3 protein-coding genes are annotated in these 21,886 nt (G+C 74.8%); all 3 read left to right on the forward strand.

The genetic code is table 11. From position 1 onward, the window contains the following. Window positions 1-200 precede the first annotated feature (200 nt). From ACZ4FH_RS23840 to ACZ4FH_RS23850, 3 genes are read left to right on the forward strand one after another with little or no spacing between them, the layout of a single operon-like run. Window positions 201-8,264 carry an amino acid adenylation domain-containing protein gene (locus ACZ4FH_RS23840; protein WP_467307191.1) on the forward strand — a complete coding sequence of 2,688 codons (8,064 nt, stop codon included), beginning with the start codon at window positions 201-203 and terminating at the stop codon, window positions 8,262-8,264. Next, the gene (locus ACZ4FH_RS23845) at window positions 8,261-16,039 is read left to right on the forward strand and encodes an amino acid adenylation domain-containing protein (protein ID WP_467307192.1); all 7,779 of its coding nucleotides are present in this window, start codon (window positions 8,261-8,263) and stop codon (window positions 16,037-16,039) included. Before ACZ4FH_RS23840 ends, ACZ4FH_RS23845 begins: the two co-directional genes overlap by 4 nt. Next, window positions 16,036-21,687: an amino acid adenylation domain-containing protein gene (locus ACZ4FH_RS23850; protein ID WP_467307193.1), complete on the forward strand. Its 5,652-nt coding sequence runs from the start codon at window positions 16,036-16,038 to the stop codon at window positions 21,685-21,687. The genes ACZ4FH_RS23845 and ACZ4FH_RS23850 overlap by 4 nt, the downstream gene beginning before the upstream one ends. Window positions 21,688-21,886 lie beyond the last annotated feature (199 nt).

The raw sequence follows: 21,886 nt of genomic DNA on the forward strand, positions 1-21,886 counted from the left end.
CTCTCGGTCTTCCGCGGGACGGTCAGTGACACACGAACGTAGGCGCGCGCCTTATCGGCGCCATATCACCGGCTTATGCGGGCCGCCGGGCGGCCGCTGAAAGGCTTTCAATAACGCGCTGAAATGGCGCGTTCCTAGGTTGTGCCTCCAGGTCGAATGCGAGCGGACCGTGCAGACGCGCGAATTGAGGAGTCGGACCCATGGCAGGTGTGGTGATACGGGACCTGGAGCGATCCGGACCCGGCCCGGTGGCACGGCTTTCCGGACACGCCCGGCTCACGCCGGACCGGGTGGCGGTGTCCGGTCCCGGAGTCTCCTGGAGCTACCGGGAGTTCGACCGGGCGACGGACCGGGTCTCCGCCGCGCTGCGGGCCCTCGGGGTGACCGCCGGCGACACCGTCGCGGTGCACGCGCGACGCACCCCGCTGCTGGCCCTGGCGCTCCTCGGCATCGCGAAGAGCGGCGCCGCCTTCACCGTGCTGGACGCCTCCCACCCCCGGGAGCGGCTGGCCGCCTGCGCCCGCGCGGCCCGCCCCGCCGCGTGGATCGCCTGCGATCCGGCCGGGGTCCCCGGGGAGACGGCGGACGGTGCCCCGGTGCTGTACGCCGGGGACTTCCCGCCGGGCCTCCCGGAGCAGGACGGGGCCCCGGAGCCGCCCGCTCCGCCGGCCGCCGGTCCCGCCTATCTGGCCTTCACCTCGGGCACCACGGGCGAGCCGCGTGCCGTCCTCGGCGACTGGGCCCCGGTCGAGCACTTCCTCGACTGGTACACCGCGCGCTTCTCCCTCGGTGCCGACGACCGCTTCGCCGTGCTGTCCGGTCTCGGCCACGACCCGCTGCTGCGCGATGTGTTCGCCCCGCTGTGGGCCGGCGGCACCCTGGTCTTCCCCGGCGCCGAGGTGCGCGAGGCGGACCGGACCGCCCGGTGGCTGGCCGACGCCGGCATCACCGTCGCGCATCTGACCCCCGGCCTGGGCGCCGTGCTGGCCGAGGAGGCGCCCGAGGGCGGCTGGCCGGCGCTCGCCGTGGCCGGATTCGGCGGCGAGCCGCTGGGCTGGGCCACCGCCGACGCCTGGGCGGCCCTCGCCCCGCACGCCCGGGTCCTCAATCTGTACGGCACCACGGAGACCCCGCAGGCCGTCTCCGTCCTGGTCGCCCGCGAGCCCGGCACCGCCCCGGACCCGGCCGCCCGCCACGGGGCGCTCGTGCCGCTCGGCCCCGGTATCGACGGGGTGCGGCTGGAGCGCGCCGACGACGGCGAACTGACCGTCCGCACCGCGTACCTCGCCCGCTACGCCGACGACGCCCCGGCCGGTTTCGGCGGCGTCTACCGCACGGGCGATCTGGTGCGGGAGCTGCCGGACGGCACCTTCGCCCACGAGGGGCGGCGCGACGACCAGGTCAAGATCCTGGGCTTCCGGGTGGAGCCCGCCGAGATCGAGTCCGTCCTGCTCGGCGCCCCGGGCGTGGCCCGTGCCGCCGTCGCCGTACGGGACGGTTCGGTCACCGGCTATGTGGTTGCGGACCGGGACACCGTCCTCGACCCGGAGTCCGTCGCCCGGTTCGCCGCCGCGCGGCTGCCCGGATACAGCGCCCCGGCCCGGGTGCTGGTCCTCGACGCCCTGCCGCTGACCGCGAACCACAAGGTCGACCGGGCGGCGCTGCCCGTGCCGCCCGTGACCGGGGACCCGGAGCGGGCGCCCCGCACCGTCCGCGAGGAGCTGATGTGCGGGCTGTTCGCGGAGGTGCTGGGGCGGGACCGGGTCGGCCCGGACGCCGACTTCTTCGCCCTGGGCGGCCACTCCCTGAAGGCCAACCGCCTCACCAACCGGATCCGCCGGGTCTTCGGCGCGACCCTCCGGGTCGGTGACGTCTTCGAGGCGCCGACGGCGGCGGCGCTGACCGCCCGGCTCGACGCGGCCGGCACGGGCCGCCCCGCCCTCGCCCCCGTGGAGCGCCCGGAGTCGGTGCCGCTCTCGGCCGCCCAGCGCCGGCTCTGGTTCGTCTCGCAGCTGGACGCCGGGGACACCTCGTACAACACCGCGTACACGCTGCGGCTGACCGGCCGCCTCGACACCGACGCGCTGCGCGCCGCGTTCGCCGATCTGGCCGCCCGGCACGAGATCCTGCGGACGGTGTACCGGGAGTCCGGCGGGGAGCCCCGCCAGGTCGTCCTGGACACGGCCCCGGTCCCGTTCTCCGTCACCGGGGTGGCCGAGGAGGAGCTGCCCGCGCGGCTCACCGCGGCCTCCCGGCACCGCTTCGACCTGGCCGCCCGGCCGCCGGTCCACACCGCCGTGTTCACCACCGGAGAGGACCGCCACGTCCTGCTGATCGTGGTCCACCACATCGCGGTGGACGGCGGTTCGCTCGGCCCGCTCGCCCAGGACCTGTCCACGGCGTACGCGGCCCGGCTGGCCGGCCGTGCCCCCGACTGGCAGCCGCTGCCCGTCCAGTACGCCGACTACACGCTGTGGCAGCGCGCCCACGACCGGGGCGAGACGGACCTCGGCTACTGGGAGCGGCGCCTGGCGGGACTGCCCGACGTGCTGGACCTGCCCACCGACCGCCCCCGCCCCGCGGTCGCCGGGACCCGCGGCGGCCGGGTGGCGTTCGCCCTGGACGCCGGGGTGCGCGGCAGGCTCGACGCGCTGGCCCGGCGTACCGGCACCACGCTCTTCATGACCGTCCAGGCGGGCATCGCCGCCCTTCTCACCCGGCTCGGCGCGGGCACCGACATCCCGCTGGGCACGGCGGCGGCGGGACGCGACGACGAGGCGCTGGACGGGGCCATCGGCTGCTTCGTCAACACCGTGTGCCTGCGCACCGACACCTCGGGCGACCCGTCCTTCCACACCCTGCTGGCCCGGGTCCGGGAGGGTTCGCTGGGCGACCTCGCCCACCAGGAACTGCCCCTGGACCGGCTGGTGGAGCACCTCAACCCGGTGCGCTCGCTCGCGTACCACCCGCTGTTCCAGACCATGCTGACCTTCCAGGGGGGCGAGCGCCGCACGGAGTTCGCCCTGCCGGGGCTGTCCGCCGAACTGGGCACCGTGGACCGGGGATCGGTGAAGGTCGACCTCTCGTTCCTCTTCGAGGAGGAGGCCGCGGCCGACGGGGGAGCCGCCGGACTCGCGGGCACCCTCGAATACGCCTCGGCGCTCTTCGACGCCCGGAGCGCCGAGGACATCGCCGCCCGGCTGGTGCGGCTGCTGACCGCCGCCGCCGACCGCCCGGACCTGCCGATCGGCGCGCTCCCCGTGCTGGACCCGGCCGAACGCGAACGGCTGACGGTGGAGTGGAACGACACCGCGCACCCGGTCGCGGAGGCGACCCTGCCGGAGCTGTTCGAGGCGCAGGCCGCCCGCACCCCGGACGTCGTGGCCGTCGAGCACGAGGGCAGCACCCTCACCTACCGCGAGCTGGACGCCCGCGCCGGACGCATCGCCGAGGAGCTGGCCGGACTCGGCGTGGGGCCCGAGACGTTCGTCGCGGTCGCCCTGCCCCGGGGCGTCGACCTCGTGGCGACGCTCCTCGCGGCCGGCAAGGCGGGCGGCGCCTATCTGCCGCTGGACCTCGATTACCCGGCCGACCGCATCGCGTTCATGATCGACGAGGTCGGCCCGGCCGCCGTCGTCACCACCACCGCCCTCGCCGGGCGGCTGCCCGAGGCGTACCACCGGGTGGTGCTCGACGACCCGGAGACCGCGGCCCGGCTCGCCGCACCCGCGCCGGAGCCCGTCCGCATCCGCCGGGCCGGACCGTCCAACACCGCGTTCGTCATCTACACCTCGGGCTCCACCGGCCGCCCCAAGGGCGTCATGGTCGAGCACCGCTCGCTGAACGTGTACCTCGCGTGGACCCGGCAGGCGTACGACAGCGTGGCGGAACGGGCCCTGGTCCACTCCCCGGTCTCCTTCGACCTCACCGTCACCGGCCTGTTCGCCCCGCTCACCTCGGGCGGCACCGTGCAGCTGGCCGCCCTCGACGGCACCGCCCGGCCCGAAGCGCTCACCGAGGCACCCGCGTTCGTCAAGGCCACGCCCAGCCATCTGCCCCTCCTGATGGAGACCGACGCCACCTACTCACCGACCCGGCAGCTCGTCCTCGGCGGCGAATCCCTCATGGGCGAGGTGCTGGACGCCTGGCGGGCCCGGCACCCCGGCGCCACCGTCATCAACGAGTACGGCCCCACCGAGACCACGGTCGGCTGCACCGAATTCCGCATCGCCCCCGGCGACCCGGTCCCCTCCGGCGTCGTGACCATCGGCAGGCCCGTCTGGAACACCCGGATGTACGTCCTGGACCGCCGGCTCCAGCCCGTGCCGGCCGGGGTCTCCGGCGAGCTGTACATCGCCGGTGACCTGGTCACCCGCGGCTACCACGCCCGCCCCGGACTGACCGCGGGCCGGTTCGTCGCCGACCCCTTCGGACCGCCGGGCGCCCGCATGTACCGCTCGGGCGACCTGGCCCGCTGGAACCGCGACGGGCTCCTGGAGTTCGCCGGCCGCGTCGACCACCAGGTCAAGGTGCGCGGCTTCCGCATCGAACCGGGCGAGATCGAGTCCCTGCTCGGCACCCACCCGGACGTCCGGCAGGCCGCCGTGATCGTCCGCGAGGACCGGCCCGGCGACAAGCGGATCGTCGCCTACGCGGTCCCCGAGGGCCCCGGAGCCGACGCGGCGGCACTGCGCTCCTTCGCCGCCGCCCATCTGCCGGACTACATGGTCCCGGCCGCCGTGGTGCTGCTCGACGCCTTCCCGACCACCGCCAACCGGAAGCTGGACCGCGACGCGCTGCCCGTCCCCGAGACGGTGCCCGAGGACACCGGGAGCACCGCCCCGCGCACCGCCCGCGAGGAGATCCTGTGCGGGCTGTTCGCCGAGGTGCTGGACCTCGAACGGGTCGGCGCCGACGCCGACTTCTTCGCCCTGGGCGGCCACTCGCTGCTCGCCACCCGGCTGATCAGCCGCATCCGCACGGTCTTCGGCGTCAAGCTGTCGCTGCGCACCCTCTTCGAGGCGCCGACCCCGGGCGGCATGGCGGCCCGCCTCGTGGACGCCGACACCGCGCCCGTCCCGCTGGGCCCGCAGCCGCGCCCGGAACGCGTCCCGCTCTCCCCGGCCCAGCAGCGGCTGTGGTTCCTGAACCGGCTCGACGACGCCGGCTCCACGTACAACGTCCCGCTCGCCCTGCACCTCGACGGCCCGCTCGACGTGACCGCGCTGGGCGCCGCCCTCGCCGACCTCACCGCCCGCCACGAATCGCTGCGCACCCGGTACCCGGAGAGCGGCGGCGAGCCCCACCAGCAGATCCTGCCGCCGGAGGAGGGCGCCCCGCGCCTGTCCACCGTCACCTGCGAAGCGGAGGAACTGCCCGCCGCCCTCGCCGCCGCGTCCCGCTGCGCGTTCGCCCTCGACCAGGACCTGCCCGTCCGGGCCACCCTGTTCGCGCTCGCGCCCGAGAAGCACGTGCTGCTCCTGGTGATCCACCACATCGCCGCCGACGGCTGGTCCACCCGGCCCCTGCTGCGCGACCTGTCCCAGGCGTACGCGGCACGGGCCGGCGGCCGGGCGCCCGACTGGCGTCCCCTGCCCGTCCAGTACGCCGACTACGCGCTCTGGCAGCGCGGCACCCTCGGCGACGGCGACGACCCGGCGAGCCCGCTCGCCCGGCAGTGCGCCTACTGGACGGAGCAACTGGCGGGCCTGCCCGACGTGCTGGAACTTCCCCTGGACCGGGCCCGGCCCGCCGTGGCCGACCACCGGGGCGAACAGGTCTCCTTCCGGCTGGGCGGCGACGCCCACCGCGCCCTGACCGCCCTCACCCGCTCCACCGGCACCACCGTCTTCATGGCGGTGCAGGCGGCGGTCGCCGCCGTGCTGACCCGGCTGGGCGCGGGCACGGACCTGCCGATCGGGACCGCCGTCGCGGGCCGCTCCGACGAGGCGCTCGACGACGTCGTCGGATTCTTCGTGAACACGCTGGTGCTGCGGACGGACACCTCGGGGGATCCGGGCTTCCGGACGCTCCTGGAACGGGTCCGCGCGACGGACCTGGCCGCCTTCGCCCACCAGGACGTGCCCTTCGAGCGGCTGGTGGAGGCGGTCAACCCGGCCCGCTCCCTCGCCTACCACCCGCTGTTCCAGGTGATGCTGGTCCTCCAGGACCCCGCGTCCGCGCCCGCCCTGCCCGGACTGACGGCCCGCGCCGAGGACCTGAGCGCCGGAGCCGCCAAGTTCGACCTCACCTTCAGCGTCGAGGAGCACGACGACGGCCTCGCCGGCACCCTCGGCTACGCGGTCGACCTCTTCGACCGGGACACCGCCCGGTTCGTCGCGGACGCCCTGGTGCGCGTCCTCGAAGCCGCCGTCGCCGACCCGGAGCTGCCGATCGGCGATCTGGAGATCCTTCCGGCCGCCGAACGCGACCGGGTGCTGCACCGCTGGAACACCACGGCGACCCCGCTGCCGCAGGGTTCGCTGCCCGCGCTGTTCCGGGACCGGGCCGCCCGCACCCCCGACGCCACCGCCGTCCGGCTCGGCGCCGACACCCTCACGTACGCCCAGCTCGACCGGCGGGCCAACCGCATCGCGCACCGGCTCATCGCGGCCGGTGCCGGACCGGAGACCCGGATCGTCCTCTTCCAGGACCGGTCCTTCGACGCGGTCGCCACGATCCTCGGCGTCCTCAAGGCGGGGGCGATGTACGTCCCGCTGGACACCCGTTACCCCGCCGACCGCATCCGCACGATCCTCGGCCAGGCGGACGCCACGCACGTCGTCCTCGACCGGGGCCACCCGGCCGCACCGGCCCTGCCCGACGGCACGACGGTCCTCCACGTCGACGACCTCGCCGACGCGGACGACAGCGTCCCGGACCACGACCCGGACCTCCCCGTCCACCCCGGCCGGCTCGCCTACGCCATGTTCACCTCCGGGTCCTCCGGCGTCCCCAAGGGCGTCGCCGTCACCCACGCCGACGTGGCGGCCCTCGCCGCCGACCGCTCCTTCGCCGGAGGCGGCCACGCCCGGGTCCTGCTGCACTCCCCGCTCGCCTTCGACGCCACCACGTACGAGATGTGGGTGCCGCTGCTCAGCGGCGGCGAGATCGTCATCGCCCCGCCCGGCGCCACCGACCTCGACACCCTGACCGGGCTGCTCACCGGCGGAACCCTCACGGCGGCCTTCTTCACCACCGCCCTGTTCAACGTCCTCGCCGAGGCGGAGGGCCATCCGCTCGGCGCCCTGCGCGAGGTGTGGACGGGCGGCGAGGCCGGCTCACCGGCCGCCTTCCGCCGGGTGTCCGAGAACTGCCCGGACACCAGGGTCGTCCACGTCTACGGACCCACCGAGTCCACCACGTACGCCACCCGCCACCGGGTGCGCCGCCCGTACGCCTACGACGGGACCCCGCCCATCGGCGGCCCCATGGACAACACCGCGGCCTACGTCCTCGACGCCCGGCTGCACCCGGTCGCCACCGGGGTCCCCGGCGAGCTGTACCTCGCCGGAGCCGGGCTCGCCCGCGGCTACCTCGGCCGCCCGGACCTGACGGCGGGCCGCTTCGTCGCCAACCCGTACGGCGCGCCGGGCGAGCGGATGTACCGCACCGGAGACGTCGTGAAGTGGACGGCGGACGGGCAGCTGGAGTTCGTCGGCCGCGCCGACGACCAGGTGAAGGTGCGCGGGCTGCGCATCGAACTCAGCGAGATCGAGGCCGAGGTCAACAGCCACGCCACCGTGCTCCGGAGCACCGTCGTGGTCCGCGAGGACCGGCCCGGCGACCACCGGATCGTCGCCTATGTGGTCCCCGGCCCCGGCTTCGACGCCACGGCCGTGCGGACCGCCGCCGGAACCCGGCTGCCCGAGTACATGGTCCCGTCCGCGTTCGTGACGCTGGACGCCCTGCCGCTCACCCCGAACGGCAAGGTCGACCGCAAGGCGCTCCCGGCCCCGCGGCAGAGCACGGAGCGCACGGGCCGAGCCCCCCGGACGGCACAGGAGGAGATCCTGTGCGGCCTGTTCGCCGAACTCCTGGGCCTGGAGGGCGTGGGAGCCGACGAGAACTTCTTCGAGCTGGGCGGGCACTCGCTGCTCGCGACCCGGCTCATCAGCCGGATCCGCACGGTGTTCGACGCCGAACTCGCGATCCGCGCCCTGTTCGAGAACCCGACGGCCGAAGCCCTCGCGGGGATGCTGGCCGGCGCCGAGAAGGCACGGCCCAGGCTGCGGCCCATGAAGAGGACTGAGGAGACGTCATGATTCCGCTCTCGTACACCCAGCAGCGGCTGTGGTTCCTCCACCGTCTGGAGGGCCCGAGCCCCACGTACAACGTGCCCCTCGCCCTGCACCTCGACGGTCCGCTGGACGTGGCGGCGCTCGGGGCGGCGTGGGCGGACGTGGTGGCCCGGCACGAGGTGCTGCGGACCGTGTTCCCCGAGGTGGACGGGGTGCCCCGGCAGCGGGTGCTGCCGGCCGGTGCCGGCCTGCCCGGCCCGGTCGAGTCCGACGAGGAGTCCGTCCGCGCGGCCCTCGCCGAGGCCGCCGGATACGGCTTCGAGCTGGAGCGGGAGATCCCCGTCCGCCCGACCCTGTTCCGTGTGAACCCCGAGCGGCATGTGCTCCTGGTCCTCATGCACCACATCGTCGCGGACGGCTGGTCGACCGGCCCGCTGCTCCGCGACCTCTCCGAGGCCTACGCGGCCCGGACCCGGGGCGAGGCGCCCGGATGGGCGCCGCTGGAGGTGCAGTTCGCCGACTTCGCGCTCTGGCAGCAGGAGGTCCTGGGTGAGGAGTCCGACCCGGACAGTCTCATGTCCCGCCAGTCGGCCTTCTGGGAGCGGGAGTTGAAGGGAGTTCCGGAACTGCTGGAGTTGCCGTTGGACCGGCCGCGTCCGGTGGTGGCGTCGCATGTGGGGGGTGATGTGGATGTCCGGGTGGGTGCGGGGACGCATCGGGCCTTGGTGGAGTTGGCTCGTTCGACGCGGTCGACGGTGTTCATGGTGGTGCAGGCTGCGGTTGCTGCGTTGTTGACGCGGTTGGGTGCGGGGTCGGATGTGCCGATCGGTACGGCGGTGGCGGGGCGTTCGGACGAGGCGTTGGATGATCTCGTCGGGTTCTTCGTGAACACGCTGGTGCTGCGGACGGACACTTCGGGTGATCCGGGGTTCCGTGAGCTGGTGGAGCGGGTGCGGGAGACGGACCTGGCCGCTTTCGCGCACCAGGACGTGCCCTTCGAGCGCGTCGTCGAGGCCGTCAACCCGGCGCGCTCCCTCGCGTACCACCCGCTCTTCCAGATCATGCTGGTCCTCCAGAACAACGCGAGCGCCGCACTCTCCCTGCCCGGCCTGACCGGCCGGCTCGAAGACCTCAGCGCGGGCACCGCCAAGTTCGACCTCACCCTCAGCCTCCACGAGCAGACCGCCGAGGACGGCACCCCCGCCGGGATCACCGGCGGCCTGACGTACGCCACGGAGCTCATCGACCGGGCGAGCGCGGAGCTGCTGGCGGAGCGGCTGGTGCGGTTGCTGGACGCGGCGGTGGCGGATGTGGAGCGTCCGATCGGTTCGCTGGAGGTGCTGGGCGAGTCGGAGCGGGTGCGGCTGCTGGAGGAGTGGAACGACAGCGCGCAGGACATCGCCGTGGAGACGTTGCCGGCGCTGTTCGAACAGCGGACGGCCGAGGCTCCGGACGCCGTCGCGGTGGTCTGCGGGGACGTCTCCCTCTCCTACGCCGAACTGGACGCGCGGGCGAACCGCCTGGCCCGGTATCTCGTCGGACGCGGGGTCGGCCCCGAGCAGCGGGTGGCCGTCGCGCTGCCGCGCTCGGTGGAGTGGCTGGTCGCGGTTCTGGCCGTCGTCAAGGCGGGCGGTGCGTATCTGCCGGTCGACCTGACCTACCCGGCCGACCGTATCGCGTACATGCTCGACGACGCCCAGCCCCTCCTGGTCCTGACGGAGACCCCCTACGCGGACGGGCTGCCCGGTCCGGAGAAGGTGGCGACGGACGCCCTGGTGGACGTTCTCGCCGAGTACGCGGACACCGCGCTGGGCGACGCCGAGCGCACGGCCCCGCTCGTTCCGGAGGCTCCGGCCTGGGTGATCTACACGTCCGGTTCCACCGGCCGTCCGAAGGGCGTCGTCGTCACCCATGCGGGGATCGCGAGCCTTGTCCGTTCGCAGATCCAGTCCTTCGACATCACCCGGGAGAGCCGGGTGCTTCAGTTCGCTTCCCCGAGCTTCGACGCCGCCGCGTGGGAAGTCTGCATGGCGCTGGTGTCGGGGGCCCGGCTCGTCATGGGCACCTCGGAGGAGCTGCTGCCCGGTGAGGGCCTGGCGGGTGTGCTGGCCCGGCACGGGGTGACCCATGCGACGCTGCCGCCCGCCGCTCTGTCCGTGATGCCGGAGAACGGCCTCCCGGACGGGATGACGCTGGTCGTGGCGGGGGAGGCGTGCCCGCCGGCGATGGTGGAGCGGTGGTCGGTCGGCCGCCGGATGATCAATGCGTACGGCCCGACCGAGACGACCGTCTGCGCCACGATGAGCGGACCCCTCTCCGGGCCCGTCATCGCACCGATCGGGCGGCCGATCGTCAACAGCCGGGTGTACGTCCTCGATGCCCGGCTCCGGCCGGTGGCGCCGGGAGTGGCCGGTGAGCTGTACGTCTCGGGCGCGGGCCTGGCCCGGGGGTATCTGGGCCGGCCCGGTCTGACGGCGGGGCGGTTCGTCGCCGACCCGTTCGGCGGGCCGGGGGAGCGGATGTACCGGACCGGGGATGTCGTGCGGTGGCGTGCGGACGGGCAGTTGGAGTTCGTCGGCCGCGCGGACAACCAGGTCAAGGTGCGTGGCTTCCGCATTGAGCTGGCCGAGGTCGAGGCCGTCGTCGGTGCGTGCGCGGAGGTCGAGCAGGCCGCTGTGATCGTGCGCGAGGACCGGCCGGGCGACCGCCGTCTCACCGCGTACGTCGTCGGCGGCGCCGACCCCGTACGACTCCGGGCATACGTGGCGGAACGGCTGCCGGAGTACATGGTCCCGTCCGCGTTCGTGCCTCTGGACGGGCTGCCGCTCACCCCGAACGGCAAGCTCGACGTGAAGGCCCTGCCGGAACCCGAGGTCTCCATGGGCGGCGCCGACGGGGGCCGTGGTCCGCGCAGCCAGCGCGAGGAGATCCTGTGCGGCCTCTTCGCGGACGTGCTGGGCCTGGACCGGGTCGCGCCGACCGCCAACTTCTTCGAGATCGGCGGGCATTCACTGCTCGCGACCCGCCTCATCAGCGGAATCCGCACGGCGTTCGGCGTCGAGCTGGCGATCCGGACGCTCTTCGAGGCGCCCTCGCCCGCCGCCCTGGCCGGCCGGATCGACGACGCGGGCTCCGCGCGCACCTCGCCGGTGCGCGGGGAGCGGCCCGGGGTCCTTCCGCTCTCCCACGCCCAGCGGCGGCTGTGGGTGCTCGGCCAGGTCGAGGGAGCCGCCGCCACCTACAACATCCCCCTGACGCTCGGCCTCGACGGTCCGCTGGACGTGCCGGCGCTGACGACGGCGTGGGCGGACGTGGTGGCCCGGCACGAGGTGCTGCGGACGGTGTTCCCCGCCGTGGACGGGGTGCCCCGGCAGCAGGTGCTGCCCGTGGACGGCGACGTGCCGGCCCTCACGGTCGTGGACGTGGACGGGGCGGAAGCGGATGCCGCCCTGGCCGGGGCCGCCGCCTACGCCTTCGCGCTGGAGCAGGAGGTCCCGGTCCGCGTCACGCTGTTCCGGTCCGGCCCGGAACGCCACGTCCTGCTCGTCCTCATGCACCACATCGTCGCGGACGGCTGGTCGACCGGCCCGCTGGTCCGCGATCTGTCGGCGGCCTACGCGGCGCGGACGCGGGGCGAGGCGCCCGGGTGGGCGCCGCTGGAGGTGCAGTTCGCCGACTTCGCGCTCTGGCAGCGGGACGTGCTCGGCGAGGAGTCCGACCCGGAGAGCCTGGTCTCGCGCCAGTCGGCTTTCTGGGAGCGGGAGTTGAAGGGGCTTCCGGAGTTGGTGGAGTTGCCGTTGGACCGGCCGCGTCCGGTGGTGGCGTCGCATGTGGGGGGTGATGTGGATGTCCGGGTGGGTGCGGGGACGCATCGGGCCTTGGTGGAGTTGGCTCGTTCGACGCGGTCGACGGTGTTCATGGTGGTGCAGGCTGCGGTTGCTGCGTTGTTGACGCGGTTGGGTGCGGGGTCGGATGTGCCGATCGGTACGGCGGTGGCGGGGCGTTCGGACGAGGCGTTGGATGATCTCGTCGGGTTCTTCGTGAACACGCTGGTGCTGCGGACGGACACTTCGGGTGATCCGGGGTTCCGTGAGCTGGTGGAGCGGGTGCGGGAGACGGATCTTGCCGCTTTCGCGCACCAGGACGTGCCGTTCGAGCGCGTCGTCGAGGCCGTCAACCCGGCGCGCTCCCTCGCGTACCACCCGCTCTTCCAGGTCATGCTGACCTTCCGCACCGATGTGTCCGAGGCCGACGTCCAACTGCCCGGCCTGCGCGCGGTGGTCGACGGTCTGGACACCCCGGCCGCCAAGTTCGACCTGGCGTTCAGCCTGAGCGAGCGCCGCGACCCGTCCGGTGCCCCCGACGGCCTGGCGGGCAGCCTGGTCTACGCGACCGACTCCTTCGACCGGGCGAGCGCGGAGCTGCTGTCGGAGCGGCTGGTGCGGCTGCTGGACGCGGCGGTGGCGGACGTGGAACGTCCGATCGGTTCGCTGGAGGTGCTGGGCGAGTCGGAGCGGGTGCGGCTGCTGGAGGAGTGGAACGACAGCGCGCAGGACGTGCCCGTCGAGACGCTGCCGGCGCTGTTCGAACAGCGCACGGCCGAGGCTCCGGACGCCGTCGCGGTGGTCTGCGGGGACGTCTCGCTGTCGTACGCCGAACTGGACGCGCGGGCGAACCGCCTCGCCCGGTATCTCGTCGGACGCGGGGTCGGCCCCGAGCAGCGGGTGGCCGTCGCGCTGCCGCGCTCGGTCGACTGGCTGGTCGCCGTGCTGGCCGTCGTCAAGGCGGGCGGCGCCTATCTGCCGGTCGACCTGACCTACCCGGCCGACCGCATCGCGTACATGCTCGACGACGCCCAACCCCTCCTCGTCCTCACCGACCGGGCGTCCGCCGACGGGCTCCCCGGCCCCGAGAAGGTGGTGACCGACGACCTGGCCGATGTCCTGGCCGGGTACGCGGACACCGCGCTGAGCGACGGGGAGCGCACGGCCCCGCTCGTTCCGGAGGCCCCGGCCTGGGTGATCTACACCTCCGGTTCCACGGGCCGTCCGAAGGGCGTGGTCGTCACGCACACGGGGATCGCGAGCCTTGTCCGTTCGCAGATCCAGTCCTTCGACATCACCCGCGAGAGCCGCATCCTCCAGTTCGCCTCGCCCAGCTTCGACGCCGCCGCCTGGGAACTGTGCATGGCACTCGTCTCCGGCGCCCGGCTCGTCATGGGCACCTCGGAGGAGCTGCTGCCCGGTGAGGGCCTGGCCGGTGTGCTGGCCCGGCACGGGGTGACCCATGCGACGCTGCCGCCCGCCGCCCTCTCCGTCATGCCGGAGAAGGGCCTCCCGGACGGGATGACGCTGGTCGTGGCGGGCGAGGCGTGCCCGCCGGCGATGGTGGAGCGGTGGTCGGTCGGCCGCCGGATGATCAACGCGTACGGCCCGACCGAGACGACCGTCTGCGCCACGATGAGCGGACCCCTCTCCGGGCCCGTCATCGCACCGATCGGATGGCCGGTCGTCAACAGCCGCGTCTATGTGCTCGACGCCCGGCTCCAGCCGGTGGCGCCGGGTGTCGCGGGTGAGCTGTACGTGGCCGGTGCAGGGCTGGCCCGTGGGTATCTGGGCCGCCCGGACCTGACCGCCGGGCGCTTCGTGGCCAACCCGTTCGGTGCGGCCGGCGAGCGGATGTACCGGACCGGGGACGTGGTCCGGTGGCGTGCGGACGGGCAGTTGGAGTTCGTCGGCCGCGCGGACACGCAGGTCAAGGTGCGCGGTTTCCGGATCGAGCTGGCCGAGGTCGAGGCCGTTGTCGGTGCGCACGCGGAGGTCGAGCAGGCTGCCGTGATCGTGCGCGAGGACCGGCCGGGCGACCGCCGTCTCACCGCGTACGTCGTCGGCGGCGCCGACCCCGTACGGCTCCGGGCGCACGTGGCCGAGCGGCTGCCGGAGTACATGGTCCCGTCCGCGTTCGTGCCCCTGGACGGGCTGCCGCTCACCCCGAACGGCAAGCTCGACGTGAAGGCCCTGCCCCGGCCCGAGATCCCGGCCGCCGGGACGGAGGGCGACCGCGGTCCGCTGACCGAGCGGGAGGAGATCCTGTGCGGTCTCTTCGCGGAGGTGCTGGGCCTGGACCGGGTCGCGCCGACCGCCGGCTTCTTCGAGAGCGGCGGGGACAGCATCCTGTCGATCCAGCTGGTCAGCCGGGCCCGCCGGGCCGGGTTCGCGTTCACCGCCCGGGACGTGTTCACGCACCAGTGCCCGGCGGTGCTCGCCACCCTGGCCGAGGAGCCCGGGACGGGAGAGCGGGAGCGGGTCCCGGACATCGCCACCGGGGCCGTCGAGGCCACCCCGATCATGCACTGGCTGCGTGAACTCGGCGGAGCCTGGCAGGGGTTCAACCAGTCCATGACCGTCCAGGTGCCCGCGGGCGCCGACCCCGCCCGGCTCGCCGCGTCGCTCGGGGCGCTGGTCGCCCGGCACGACGCGCTCCGGATGCGGGCCGTCCCGGACCCGGACGGCGGCTGGCGGCTCACCGTCCCGCCCGCCGCCCCGGCGGACGGCACCCCGCCCCCGGTGGCCCCGCGCCGCGTGGACACCGCCGGTCTCACCGGCCCGGCGCTCGACGTGGTCACCGCGCGCGAGGCCGAGGCGGCGCGGCGGGAGCTGGACCCGGCGACGGGGGCGGTGATCCGGTTCGTCTGGTTCGACCGGGGGCCCGTGCTGCCCGGCCGCCTCCTGATCGTCGCCCACCACCTGGTGGTGGACGGGGTGTCCTGGCGCATCCTGCTCCCGGACCTCGCCGCCGCCTGGGCCGGGCGGGAACTCGACCCCGTACCGCTGTCCTTCCGCCGCTGGGCCGGACTGCTCGGCGACGCCGCCGAGGCGCGCCGCTCCGAGCGCGCGCTGTGGGAGGCCGCGGTGGGCGGACCCGATCCGGTGATCGGCTCCGGGCCGCTGGAGCCGGGCCGCGATGTCGCGGGCACCACCCGGTCGCTCACGCTGCGGCTGCCCTCCGAGGTCACCCGGGCCCTGCTGACGACGGTCCCCGCCTCGTACCACGCCGGGATCAACGACGTCCTGCTCACCGGGCTCTCCCTGGCCGTCCTGGAACACCGCAGACGGCAGGGCACCGAGCTGGGGACCTCACTGCTGCTGGACCTGGAGGGGCACGGCCGCGAGGAGATCGTGCCGGGCGCCGACCTCTCCCGCACCGTCGGCTGGTTCACCTCCCTCTACCCCGTGCGGATCGACCCGGGCGCGGTCACCGACGCGGAACTCGCCGACCCGGGAGCGGCCGTCGGCCGGGCGCTCAAGCAGATCAAGGAGCAGCTGCGCGCCCTGCCCGACCACGGCATCGGCTACGGGCTGCTGCGCCACCTCACCCCGGACGGCGGCGAACTGGCCCGCCCCGCCCCGCAGATCGGGTTCAACTACCTCGGCCGGTTCGACGCGGCGGCCTCCGGGGAGCCGGCGGACACCGCCGACTGGGCCGTCGTCCCCGGTGCGGACGGTCCGCAGCCCAGGGACCCGGACATGCCCGTCGGACACGCGCTGGAGATCAACGCGCTGACCGAGGACCTGCCGGCCGGACCCGAACTCACCGCCACCTGGACCTGGCCCGACGCCCTGTTCGCCGAACAGGACGTCCGCGCGCTGGCGACGGCGTGGTTCCGCATGCTGCGGGCGCTCGCCGAGCATGCCGAGGCACCGGACGCCGGGGGCTACACCCCGTCCGACCTCTCCCTGGTCTCCCTGAGCCAGGACGAAATCGACGACCTGGAAGCAGAATTGAGGGAACTCGCATGACGCACGCCACGATGTCCCCGGCACGGACCGCGACGAAGGCCCCCGGGAAGGGCTCGGGGCTCGAAGACGTCCTGCCGCTCTCGCCGCTCCAGGAAGGGCTCCTCTTCCACGCCCTCGCCGACGCGGAGGGGGACGCGCACGCCGACGGGACCGACGTCTACAACACCCAGTTGTGCCTGACCCTCGAAGGGCCCCTCGACCCGGCCCGGCTGCGCACCGCCGCCGGCGCCCTGCTGCGGCGCCACGCCAACCTGCGGGCCGCGTTCCGGCAGCGGGCCAACGGGCAGGCCATCCAGGTCATCCACCGCGAGGTCGTCCTGCCCTGGGCCGAGAAGGACCTCTCCGCCCTCACCCCCGCCGAGCGGGACACCGCCCTGGACGCCCTCCTCGACGAGGACCGGGTCCGCCGCTTCGACCTCACCACCGCACCGGCCCTCCGCTTCACCCTGGTCAGGGCCGGGGCCGAACTGCACCACCTGGTGATGACGAACCACCACATCCTGCTCGACGGCTGGTCCGCGCCGATCGTGCAGCAGGAGCTGCTGACGCTGTACGCGGAGAACGGCGCCCCGACCCGGCTGCCGGCCGTCACCCCGTACCGCGCCTATCTCGCCTGGCTCGCCGGGCGCGAGGCGGCCGGCTCCGCGCACCGGGACGCCGCCAGGGAGGCGTGGACCGGGGCCCTGAAGGGGCTGCGCGGCCCGACGTTCGTCGCCGCGCCCGACGCGGAGCGGGCGCCGCTGCTCCCCGCGTACGCCACGGCCCGGCTCGACGCCGAGCGGACCGCGGCCGTCGTCGCCGCGGCCCGCGCCCACGGGCTGACCGTCAACACGCTCCTCCAGGGCATGTGGGCCCTGGTGCTGGGCGGGCTGACCGGCTCCGACGACGTGGTGTTCGGCTCGGTCGTGTCCGGGCGCCCGCCGGAGATACCCGGCATCGAGACCATGGTCGGCCTCTTCATCAACACCGTGCCGGTCCGGGTCCGGCTCGACCGCTCCGCGCCCCTCGCCGCACAGCTGGCCCGGCTCCAGGACGAGCAGGGGCTCCTCCTGGACCACCAGCACCTGCGCCTGGGCGAACTCCAGCGGCTCGTCGGGCGGGGCGACCTCTTCGACACCGCCCTCACCGTCGAGAACTACCCCGGCGGCGACACCGAGCCGCCCTCCTACGCCGGGGTGCGGGTCCGCGAGGTGTCCGGCAAGGACGCCGCCCACTACCCGCTGCGCATGATCTCCGGCATCGAGGGCGACCGGCTGCTGCTGCGCCTGGAGTACCGGACCGATGTGTACGGGGCCGAGGCGGCCGGCATCCTCGTCGCGCACGCCCTGCGGCTGCTCGGCGCGATGACGGACCGGCCGGGCGCCCCGGTCGCGGAGCTGCCGGTGCTCGACGCGGCCGAGCGGGCCGCCCTGCCCGCCGCCCCGGCCCTGCCCGCCGCCGCGCCGGAGGCGGAGACCCCGCGCCCCCGGCGCACCGGACGCACCCCGCAGGAGGAGATCCTGTGCGGGCTCTTCGGCGAGGTGCTCGGGAAGACCGGCATCACCGCCGACGACAACTTCTTCGAGTGCGACGGGCACTCCCTGTCCGCGGTGAAGCTGCTCGGCCGGGTCCGTGCCGCCTTCGGCGTCTCGGTGCCCGTCCGCGAACTCTTCGAGTTCCCCACCCCGGCGGCGCTCGCCCGGCGCCTCCAGGACGGCGAGCGGACCGGACCCTCCCTGGAGCGCGCCGAGCGGCCCGCGCGCGTGCCGCTCTCCTTCGCGCAGCAGCGGCTCTGGTTCATGCACCGGCTGGAGGGCCCCGGCCCGACGTACAACATCCCCATTCCGCTGCGGCTCACCGGGGTGCTCGACCTGCCCGCGCTGACCGCCGCGCTCGGGGACCTGACCGCCCGGCACGAGACGCTGCGCACGGTGTTCCCGGAGGCCGACGGCACCCCGTACCAGCGGGTGCTGCCGGCGGAGCCGCCCGCCGTCGAGCTGCGCGACACCACCGCCGAAGGGGCCGCCCAGGCGCTGCTGGAGGCCGCGCGCCACGCCTTCGACCTCACCACCGAGGCGCCCCTGCGCTGCACGGTGCTGCGGATCTCGGAACGGGAGCACCTCCTGCTGCTCCTGGTCCACCACATCGCCGGGGACGGCAGCTCCGTCGCCCCGCTGCTGCGCGACCTCGCGCAGGCGTACACCGCCCGGTGCGGGGGTGCGGCTCCCGACTGGGCCCCGCTGCCCGTCCAGTACGCCGACTTCGCGCTCTGGCAGCGCGCCGTGCTCGGTGACGCCGACGACCCCGGCAGCCCGCTCGCCCGGCAGCTCGACTTCTGGCGCACCGCGCTGGCCGGTGCCCCCGGACAGCTCGAACTGCCCACGGACCGGCCCCGGCCCGCCGTCGCCGACCACCTGGGCTCCTCCGTCGCCTTCCGGCTGGACGCCGAGGCGCACCGGGGGCTCGCCGCCCTGGCACGGGCCCGCCAGAGCACCCTGTTCATGACGGTGCAGGCCGGGCTCGCCGCGCTCCTCAGCGCCGTCGGCGCCGGGGACGACATCCCGATCGGCACCGCCGTCGCCGGCCGCACGGACCCGGCGCTCGACGATCTGGCCGGCTTCTTCGTCAACACGCTGGTGCTGCGCACCGACACCTCCGGCGACCCCGCGTTCGCCGCCCTGCTGGACCGGGTGCGCGAGGCCGACCTCGCCGCCTACGGCCACCAGGACCTGCCGTTCGAGCGGCTCGTCGAAGCCCTCAACCCGGCCCGGTCCTCCGCCCATCCGCTGTTCCAGGTGATGCTGGCGTTCCAGAACACCGCGGAGCCGGAGATGGACCTGCCGGGGCTGAACGTCGGCTTCGAGGGGTTCGGGGTCGGCGTCGCCCGCTGCGATCTGTCCTTCTCCGTCGCCGAGACGCACGACGCCGCCGGGGAGCCCGCGGGGCTGACCGGCATCGTCGAGTACGCCACCGCGCTCTTCGACCCGGAGAGCGCCCAGGCCCTCGCCGACCGGTTCGTGCGGCTGCTCACCGCCGTGGCCGCCGATCCGGCGCTGCCGCTCAGCCGCGTCGATCTGCTCTCCGCCGCCGAGCGCACCGCCGCGCTCGACGCGGGCCGGGGCCGCCCGGCGCCCGCCGCCCCGTCCACCCTGCCCGCCCTGTTCGCCGCGCAGGCCGCCGCCACCCCGCACGCCCCGGCCGTGCAGTACGGGGACCTCGTCCTCGACTACGCGGAACTGGACGCCCGCTCCACCCGCCTCGCGCACCGGCTGCGTGCCCTGGGCGCCGGACCCGAGACGGTCGTGGCGCTCGCCCTGCCCCGCTCGGCCGACCTCGTCGTCGCCGTCCTGGCCGTGTCCAAGGCGGGCGCCGCCTACCTCCCGGTCGACCCGGACTACCCCGCCCAGCGCGTCGCCCTGATGCTGGAGGACACCGCGCCCCGGTGCGTCGTCACCACCACCGCGTACGCCGGGCGGCTGCCCGGGGACGCCGGACCGCTCCTCCTGCTCGACGGCCCGGGGCCCGGCGCGGCCCCGGAGGACACCGCGCCGCCGGTCACCGGACTGCTCCCGGACCACCCCGCGTACGTGATCTACACCTCCGGCTCCACCGGGACGCCCAAGGGCGTCGTCGTCACCCACCGGGGCCTCGCCCCGCTGGCCGCCAACCACCGCGCCCTGCACGGGGCGGGGCCGGGCAGCCGGGTCCTCCAGTTCGTCTCGCCGAGCTTCGACGTGTCCGTCGCCGAACTGACCATGGCGCTGCTCACCGGCGGCTGCCTCGTCATCCCGGAGCAGGTGCCCGTCGGCGCGGAGCTGGCCGAGCTGCTGCGCGCCGAACGGATCACCCACGCCCATCTGCCGCCCGCCGTCCTCGCCGGGCTCCCCGAGACCGAGCTGCCCGACCTCGCCACCCTGATGTCCGGCGGCGAGGCCGGCACCCCCCGGCTCGTGGAGCGCTGGGCCCCCGGCCGGCGCATGGTCAACGCCTACGGGCCGACCGAGGCGACCGTCGAGGTGACCCAGGGCGTCATGGACCCGGCCGAGCCCGGCCGCCAGCCGATCGGGCGTCCGCTGCCCGGCGTCCGCGTCTATGTGCTGGACGCCCGGCTGCGCCCCGTCCCGCCCGGGGTGCCCGGCGAGATGTACATCGCGGGCGACGGCGTGGCCCGGGGCTACCGGAACCGGGCGGGGCTCACCGCGGGCCGCTTCGTCGCCGACCCGTACGGGGCGCCCGGCGAGCGGATGTACCGGACGGGCGATCTGGCCGCCCGCCGCCGCGACGGCCGCATCGACTTCCTCGGCCGCGGCGACGGACAGGTCAAGCTCCGCGGCTTCCGCGTCGAACTCGGCGAGATCCAGGCCGCCCTGGCCCGGCTGCCCCAGGTGGCGGCGGCGGCCGTCACCGTACGGGAGGACCGCCCCGGCGACCGCCGTCTCGTCGCCTACACCGTCCTCCACGACACCGCCACCGACACCGGCGCGCTCCGGTCGGCGCTGGCCGGTGAACTCCCCGAGCACATGGTGCCGTCGGCGGTCGTCGCGCTCGACGCGCTGCCGCTGACCCCCAACGGCAAGCTCGACGTCCGCGCCCTGCCCGCCCCGCCCGAGCGGCACGGGGCGCACCGGGCGCCGCGCAGCGGGCGGGAGGAGCTGATGTGCCGGCTCTTCGCCGAGGTCCTGGGCGTCGACACGATCGGCATCGACGACAACTTCTTCGAACGGGGCGGTCATTCGCTGCTCGCCTCCCGGCTGGCCGGGCTCGTCGCCCAGGTGCTCGGGGCCGGCATCCCCATGCGGGCCGTCTTCGAGGCGCCCACCCCGGCCGCCCTGCTGCGCCGCATCGACGGCGCGGACGGCGCGGACGGCGGCGACGGCACGGGCGGCGGCTTCGACGTGCTGCTCCCGCTGCGCACCACGGGGGAGGGCACCCCGCTGATCTGCGTCCACCCGGTCGGCGGGCTCGGCTGGTGCTACTCGGGGCTGCTGCGCACCCTGGACCCGAGCGTCCCCGTCTACGGGCTCCAGTCCCGGGGCGTGGACGGGGTGACGCCCACGGCCGCGTCGATGGAGGAGATGCTCGACGACTACGTGGCGCAGATCAAGGCGGTCCGCCCGCACGGCCCGTACCACCTGCTCGGCTGGTCGCTCGGCGGCACGCTCGCCCAGGCGCTCGCCGCCGAACTCCAGCAGCGCGGCGAGGAGGTGGGGCTGCTCGTCCTCCTCGACGCCTATCCGGTGGAGGAGGAGCGGCGGGTGGCGATGGACGCCTGGGAGATCCTCACCGCCATGTACGAGGCGTACGCCCGCATGCACGGCGAGGACGACACCCTGCCCGCCGACGAGGCGGCCGTCCGGGCCGGGATCGTCGGCTACATGGGCCGCAGCGAGGGCGAGGTGCGCCACCTCGACGAGAAGCAGCGCGCCGACGTGCTGAACGTCCTCGTCAACAACGTGCGCCTCGCCTCCCCGACGGAGCCCGTGCCGTACAAGGGGGACGTGCTGCTCGTCGCGGCCGAGGAGAACGTCCGCGACTGGGCCAGGCCGCAGGACTGGGCGCCCTATCTCTCGGGGGAGTTCGAACGGGTCGGCGTCGCCGCCACGCACGAGGCGATGATGGCCCCCGAACCCGCCGCCGAGATCGGCCGGATCCTGTCCGGCCGCCTCTGACGGAACGGCGCGCACGCGCCGTCGCCCGGTGCCGGTCCCCGTACGCGGGGGCCGGCACCAGGCTTTTCCGGCGGCGTCCGCACGCCCTTGAGCGGCGCCCTCCGGCCGTCACGGGCGGTGAGAAAGATCCGATACTCCCCCGATAAGGCCCCTCCCTAGTGTTCCCGTCATCAACGTGAAGTCGGCCATCGGCTCACGG

The sequence above is a fragment of the Streptomyces sp. NPDC024555 genome (genome assembly GCF_055559335.1).

Excerpts from the sequence above, each read along its gene's own strand:
- ACZ4FH_RS23845 (WP_467307192.1), top strand. The coding sequence starts at position 8,261 with ATGATTCCGCTCTCGTACACCCAGCAGCGGCTGTGGTTCCTCCACCGT.
- ACZ4FH_RS23840 (WP_467307191.1), top strand. The coding sequence starts at position 201 with ATGGCAGGTGTGGTGATACGGGACCTGGAGCGATCCGGACCCGGCCCG.
- ACZ4FH_RS23850 (WP_467307193.1), top strand. The coding sequence starts at position 16,036 with ATGACGCACGCCACGATGTCCCCGGCACGGACCGCGACGAAGGCCCCC.